The 6,096-nt window shown below is 45.5% G+C and carries 7 protein-coding genes and 1 rRNA gene; 5 read left to right on the top strand and 3 right to left on the bottom strand.

Going from position 1 to position 6,096, the window contains the following annotated elements; all coding sequences use genetic code 11:
• Positions 1–106 (top strand): 5S ribosomal RNA (gene rrf, locus A7Z29_RS20530); the annotation flags it as partial.
• A gap of 102 nt (positions 107–208) precedes the next feature.
• On the opposite strand, the gene mobB is transcribed toward rrf, so the two are convergent.
• Together mobB and mobA are read right to left on the bottom strand one after the other, a co-directional pair.
• Positions 209–736 (bottom strand): molybdopterin-guanine dinucleotide biosynthesis protein MobB, encoded by a 528-nt coding sequence (gene mobB / locus A7Z29_RS20520; protein WP_105290745.1) that lies wholly within the window; start codon positions 734–736, stop codon positions 209–211.
• The gene (gene mobA, locus A7Z29_RS20515) at positions 718–1,302 is read right to left on the bottom strand and encodes a molybdenum cofactor guanylyltransferase MobA (protein WP_105290744.1); all 585 of its coding nucleotides are present in this window, start codon (positions 1,300–1,302) and stop codon (positions 718–720) included. The genes mobB and mobA overlap by 19 nt, the downstream gene beginning before the upstream one ends.
• Positions 1,303–1,371: 69 nt before the next feature.
• Between mobA and A7Z29_RS20510 the strand changes: the two genes are divergently transcribed.
• The 4 genes from A7Z29_RS20510 to A7Z29_RS20495 all read left to right on the top strand — a co-directional run bounded on the left by A7Z29_RS20510 (position 1,372) and on the right by A7Z29_RS20495 (position 4,932).
• Positions 1,372–1,641: a YihD family protein gene (locus A7Z29_RS20510; RefSeq protein WP_001295263.1), complete on the top strand. Its 270-nt coding sequence runs from the start codon at positions 1,372–1,374 to the stop codon at positions 1,639–1,641.
• Between the two features lie 76 nt (positions 1,642–1,717).
• Positions 1,718–2,704, top strand: a complete 987-nt coding sequence (srkA, locus tag A7Z29_RS20505) for a stress response kinase SrkA (RefSeq protein ID WP_105290743.1) — start codon at positions 1,718–1,720, stop codon at positions 2,702–2,704.
• A gap of 16 nt (positions 2,705–2,720) precedes the next feature.
• A complete protein-coding gene (gene dsbA / locus A7Z29_RS20500; RefSeq protein WP_000725346.1) occupies positions 2,721–3,347 on the top strand; it encodes a thiol:disulfide interchange protein DsbA in 627 nt (208 codons plus the stop codon).
• 154 nt (positions 3,348–3,501) lie between these two features.
• Entirely contained in the window at positions 3,502–4,932 is a 1,431-nt protein-coding gene (locus A7Z29_RS20495; RefSeq protein ID WP_105290742.1) for a DUF945 family protein, read from the top strand.
• 39 nt (positions 4,933–4,971) lie between these two features.
• Here A7Z29_RS20495 and A7Z29_RS20490 read toward each other — a convergent pair whose 3' ends face one another.
• A complete protein-coding gene (locus A7Z29_RS20490) occupies positions 4,972–5,904 on the bottom strand; it encodes an acyltransferase (RefSeq protein WP_010348272.1) in 933 nt (310 codons plus the stop codon).
• Positions 5,905–6,096: the final 192 nt, after the last annotated feature.

Genomic DNA, 6,096 nt, shown 5'->3' with positions numbered 1-6,096 from the left:
GTAGCGCGGTGGTCCCACCTGACCCCATGCCGAACTCAGAAGTGAAACGCCGTAGCGCCGATGGTAGTGTGGGGTCTCCCCATGCGAGAGTAGGGAACTGCCAGGCATCAAATTTAGCGAAAGGCCATCCGTAAGGATGGCCTTTTTGCGTTGGTGCAAAAAAAATGCCGGATGCGACGCTGGCGCGTCTTATCCAGCCTACTCTTGCTTATCCGTTCTGCTTTTGCATCCACTCCACCACAAAATCAGCCAGCCCCTCAACATCATTAATATCCAGTAATGCGACATCAAGATTAAGCGGCACATCACTGGCTACAGCAATAACATGCCTGTCTATCACTAATTCTTCCGGTCGATGTCCGGCCCCATCGCGAAACAGCACAATCTTTGCGATCTCTTCATGCTTAAACCCTTCGACCAGAATCAAATCCAGCTTTGAGGTATCCATTCGACTTGCGAGAAACTGTAGATCCAGCTCTTCTTCGTCTGGTGTTTCCGTCATCAAGGCCCATCGTTGCTGGCTGGCAACGATGGTTTGTGCCGCGCCAACCTTGCGCAGCTCATAGCTATCTTTGCCTGGCTTATCAACATCCATATCATGATGCGTATGCTTAATCAGCCCCGGACGGATCCCTCGGGCGCATAATGCCGGGATCAGTTTTTTCAGCAGCGTAGTTTTTCCAGTGCCACTCCACGCGGCAAAGGCGAGTAACGGTATCATCGTTTTTCCTGCCATCGGGCAAGCTCCTCTGGCGTATTCACGTTAACAAATGCATCTTTATGATCGCTGAAATCAACCGCATGACCGCCAGCCAGACGCATAAATGCCATTACCCGGCGTTCTCCTGTTTGCAGATATTCTAGTAATAAAGGCTCAATTGCGCGGTTTACCAGAGCAATAGTCGGGTGATCGCGTTCACCGTCGTGGACCCACACGACAGGCGCATCTTTGCGCTGATGATTAAGCCGGGCGGCTAAATCATGGGGAATGTAAGGCGTATCGCACGGGCAAAACAAAAACCACTCACCCGCTTCCTGCTGCATTACTGAAAGCATTCCTGCCAGAGGGCCTGGGTAATCCGCCAGTGAATCTTCAATCACTTTCAGACCGCTTGCCTGATAGATTTCCTGATGACGATTAGCATTAACCACGACGTGAGAGAGCTGCGCCATAAGCGCGTCAGCGACATGTTGCCATAATGGTTTGCCGTTTAATTCAAGCAATCCTTTATCTACGCCGCCCATTCGTCTGGCTTTACCGCCTGCCAGCACAACGCCTGTTATCGTCGTCATCAGATTCACCGATATCGCCTCTTTTATTGTGGGATTGACCCTGCTAACGTGTCTGTCTCAAGAGTAAGGAGCATCACTATGAAATGTAAACGTCTGAATGAAGTTATTGAACTCCTCCAGCCAGCCTGGCAAAAAGAGCCAGACCTTAACTTGTTGCAATTTTTGCAGAAACTGGCGAAAGAGTCAGGTTTTGACGGCGAACTGGCGGATTTGACGGATGACATTCTGATCTATCACCTGAAAATGCGTGATTCCGCGAAAGATGCGGTGATCCCTGGTTTGCAGAAAGATTATGAAGAAGACTTCAAAACGGCGCTGTTACGCGCACGCGGCGTAATTAAAGAGTAAAAGCTTGTAAGCGGCGCGACCAAAATCATCGTGAAATGATATCCTTCATCATTCGTAATGTTTTCCGGATGATGGGATGAACAACAACGCTTTTACTTTCCAGACACTACACCCGGATACCATCATGGACGCTCTGTTTGAGCAAGGGATCCGGGTGGATTCCGGGCTCACCCCGCTTAACAGCTATGAAAACCGTGTCTATCAATTTCAGGACGAAGATCGCCGACGCTTTGTCGTTAAATTTTATCGTCCTGAACGCTGGACAGCGGATCAAATTCTTGAAGAACATCAATTTGCGTTGCAGCTGGTAAACGATGAAGTGCCGGTCGCAGCACCTGTGGCCTTTAATGGTCAGACTTTATTGAATCATCAGGGATTTTATTTCGCCGTTTTCTCAAGCGTCGGTGGTCGCCAGTTCGAAGCTGATAATATCGATCAGATGGAAGCGGTTGGCCGTTATCTGGGGCGTATGCACCAGACGGGGCGCAAACAGCTTTTTATCCATCGCCCGACTATCGGCCTGAATGAGTATCTTATTGAGCCACGCAAGCTGTTTGAGGACGCTACACTGATCCCTTCCGGGTTGAAAGCGGCATTTCTGAAAGCGACGGACGAGCTGATCGCCGCTGTTACAGCACACTGGCGGGAAGATTTCACCGTTCTGCGGCTACATGGTGACTGCCATGCCGGGAACATTCTCTGGCGCGATGGTCCGATGTTTGTCGATCTGGATGATGCACGTAATGGTCCGGCTATTCAGGATTTGTGGATGTTGCTGAATGGTGATAAAGCCGAGCAGCGGATGCAACTGGAAACTATTATTGAAGCTTATGAAGAGTTTAGCGAGTTCGATACCGCTGAAATCGGACTGATTGAACCTTTACGCGCCATGCGTTTGGTTTATTATCTTGCCTGGCTAATGCGGCGTTGGGCTGATCCCGCGTTCCCGAAAAATTTCCCGTGGTTAACCGGGGAAGATTACTGGCTGCGACAGACGGCGACTTTTATAGAACAGGCAAAAGTTCTACAAGAACCCCCTTTGCAATTAACACCTATGTATTAATCGGAGAGAGTAGATCATGAAAAAGATTTGGCTGGCGCTGGCTGGTTTAGTTTTAGCGTTTAGCGCATCGGCGGCGCAGTATGAAGATGGTAAGCAGTACACCACCCTGGAAAAACCGGTTGCTGGCGCGCCGCAAGTGCTGGAGTTTTTCTCTTTCTTCTGTCCGCACTGCTATCAGTTTGAAGAAGTTCTGCATATTTCTGATAACGTGAAGAAAAAACTGCCGGAAGGCGTGAAGATGACTAAATACCACGTTAACTTCATGGGCGGGGATCTGGGCAAAGAACTGACTCAGGCATGGGCAGTGGCAATGGCGCTGGGCGTGGAAGACAAAGTCACTGTTCCGCTGTTTGAAGGCGTACAGAAAACCCAGACCATTCGTTCTGCATCTGATATCCGCGATGTGTTTATCAACGCAGGTATTAAAAGTGAAGAGTACGACGCAGCGTGGAACAGCTTCGTGGTGAAATCTCTGGTCGCTCAGCAGGAAAAAGCCGCAGCCGACATGCAATTGCGTGGCGTTCCGGCGATGTTTGTTAACGGTAAATATCAGCTGAATCCGCAGGGTATGGATACCAGCAATATGGATGTTTTTGTTCAGCAGTATGCTGATACTGTGAAATATCTGTCTGAGAAAAAATAATTCATTGTAAATTACATAAGGCCCGTGAATATTCACGGGCTTTTTTTATTATTTAATAAATATAAATACATTCTGATAATACGTCCTGTTACTGGACATTATTTCAGTATAAGTGGATATTCAAAGTTTTGCTGTTTTATCAGGGAATATTTATATGATACGTAAGTCAGCTACAGGTGTCATTGTTGCGTTAGCCGTTATCTGGGGTGGTGGCACATGGTACACAGGTACGCAAATTCAGCCAGGTGTCGAAAAGTTTATTAAAGATTTTAACGATGCTAAAAAGAAAGGTGAACATGCCTACGCGATGACATTAAGTTATAAAAATTTTGAAAAAGGTTTTTTTAATTCCCATTTTCAGATGCAAATTATATTTGATAACGGTGCACCCGATCTCAATATCAAACCAGGCGAGAAAGTTGCATTTGATGTAGATATTGAGCACGGTCCGTTACCCATCACAATGTTAATGCGTGGTAATGTCATCCCCGCACTGGCAGCGGCAAAAGTGAACTTAGTGAATAATGAACTGACACAACCGCTATTTATCGCCGCGAAAAATAAATCGCCCGTTGAAGCGAAATTGCGATTCGCGTTTGGTGGCTCATTTTCCACGACATTAGATGTTGCCCCTGCAGAGTATGGAGAGTTTTCCTTTGGTGAAGGCCAGTTTACTTTTAATGGTGATGATAGTTCATTGTCTAACCTGGATATTGAAGGCAACGTCGAAGATATTGTCCTGAAATTATCGCCAATAAGCAAAGTAACGGCGAAGAGTTTTACCATTAATTCTCTGACGCGATTAGAAGAAAAGAAATTTCCGGTGGGTGAAAGCGAGTCGAAATTTAATCAGATTAACATTATCAATCGCGGAGAAGACGTTGCCCAAATCGATGCTTTCGTTGCAAAAACCAGGCTGGATCGCGTAAAAGACAAAGATTATATCAATGTCAATCTGACCTACGAACTTGATAAGTTAACAAAAGGGAATCAGCAACTCGGTAGTGGTGAGTGGTCATTGATTGCTGAATCTATTGATCCCTCAGCGGTGCGCCAATTTATCATCCTGTATAACATTGCGATGCAAAAGCAGCTTACTGCACACCCTGAGCTAGCAAACGATAAAGCAGCTCTGCAAGAAGTGAATGCTGCATTGTTCAAAGAGTATTTACCGTTATTACAAAAAAGTGAGCCGACCATTAAACAACCGGTAAGATGGAAGAACGCACTCGGCGAACTAAATGCCAATCTGGATATCAGTATTGCCGACCCAGCCAAATCTTCATCATCCACAAACAAAGATATTAAATCACTCAATTTTGATGTGAAGTTACCGCTTAATGTCGTCACAGAAACCGCAAAACAGCTTAATTTATCTGAAGGAATGGATGCGGAAAAAGCGCAAAAGCAGGCTGATAAACAAATCAGCGGGATGATGACATTAGGTCAGATGTTTCAGTTAATCACGATTGACAACAATACCGCCTCGCTGCAGTTGCGTTATACACCGGGTAAAGTTGTTTTTAACGGGCAGGAGATGAGCGAAGAAGAATTTATGTCTCGTGCCGGACGTTTTGCACATTAATATAATATCTCGCCTCTGCTAATTCAGAGGCGAGAAAAACTACTTATCCTGGCGCTGCGATGACATCAATGACGTCAGAAGCCTGTCTTTTTCATGCCACAGTGAGTTCAGCCATTGCTGAAAATGGCGTTTAAAGCTTTTGTCACTGATATAGTCGCCATGCAATTCTTCAGCAATAGGCTGTAAATCCACATGCACGACAATCCTGGTCAGTTTACCACTTAGCATATCGAAGAATGGTTGACGGTGATTATCCGGATAACACAGCGTAACGTTGAGCAATTTATCGAATTGTTTACCTAATACATTCAGCGCCATCGCAATACCGGCAGCTTTTGGTGGCAGAAGATTTTGAAATGTTGAGTGGGTTTGCTGGTGTTTCTCTTCAGTGAAGCGGGAACCCTCAACAAAATTTACAATAGTGGTAGGATGCAGGCGAAATTTTTCGCAGGAACGACGAGTAGTTTCTACATCTTTACCGCGTCGCTCCGGATGACGTAACAAATAAGCGCGGGAATAACGCTTCATAAACGGCATATCCAGCGCCCAACATGCCAGGCCAAGAAAAGGCACCCAGGCCAGTTGCTGTTTAAGGAAATATTTATTCATCGGAATGTGCTTACGAAACAACACGCACAGTACGACAATATCTGCCCAGCTACGGTGATTACAAATTAGCAGATACCAGTTCTTTTTACTTAACCCTTCCAGCCCGTGAACTTCCCATCGCAAATGTGGATTAAGGTGCAGTAATAGCGCCAGCCCTTCGCACCAGCAATACATCATAAAATCACAAAAACGTGAAACTTTTCGCCATATCATTGGCACAGGTAACAATAGTTTTACGATCCCGGCAATGATGATCGGGACGGAACAAAAAATGGTAACCAAAATGGTCAATACGATACTCAGCAAAAGGGTTATCGTAGCGAGTATTCTCGTCATAATTAATTTATTCAAAAAGTTAGCCATAGACAGTGCGCCAAAGACGCGCAAGGCGCAGATTTTAGCAGAAAACCCCCCAAATAACGGATGATCCTAAAGTAGAAAAATAATTTATATCTATCCACATTAGAAGAAATCCTATTATTTCAATTGTTAGGGCTGGATTTATTTTTAAGCTCATGAAAAACAAAGATAAACATCATGCTGTAAAAAGCATGA

Origin of the sequence: Escherichia sp. MOD1-EC6842, from assembly GCF_002965705.1 — a bacterium.
Lineage (GTDB): Bacteria > Pseudomonadota > Gammaproteobacteria > Enterobacterales > Enterobacteriaceae > Escherichia > Escherichia ruysiae.
The sequence above is the reverse complement of the archived record's forward strand: the minus strand, read 5'-3'. Positions and strand labels throughout refer to the sequence as shown.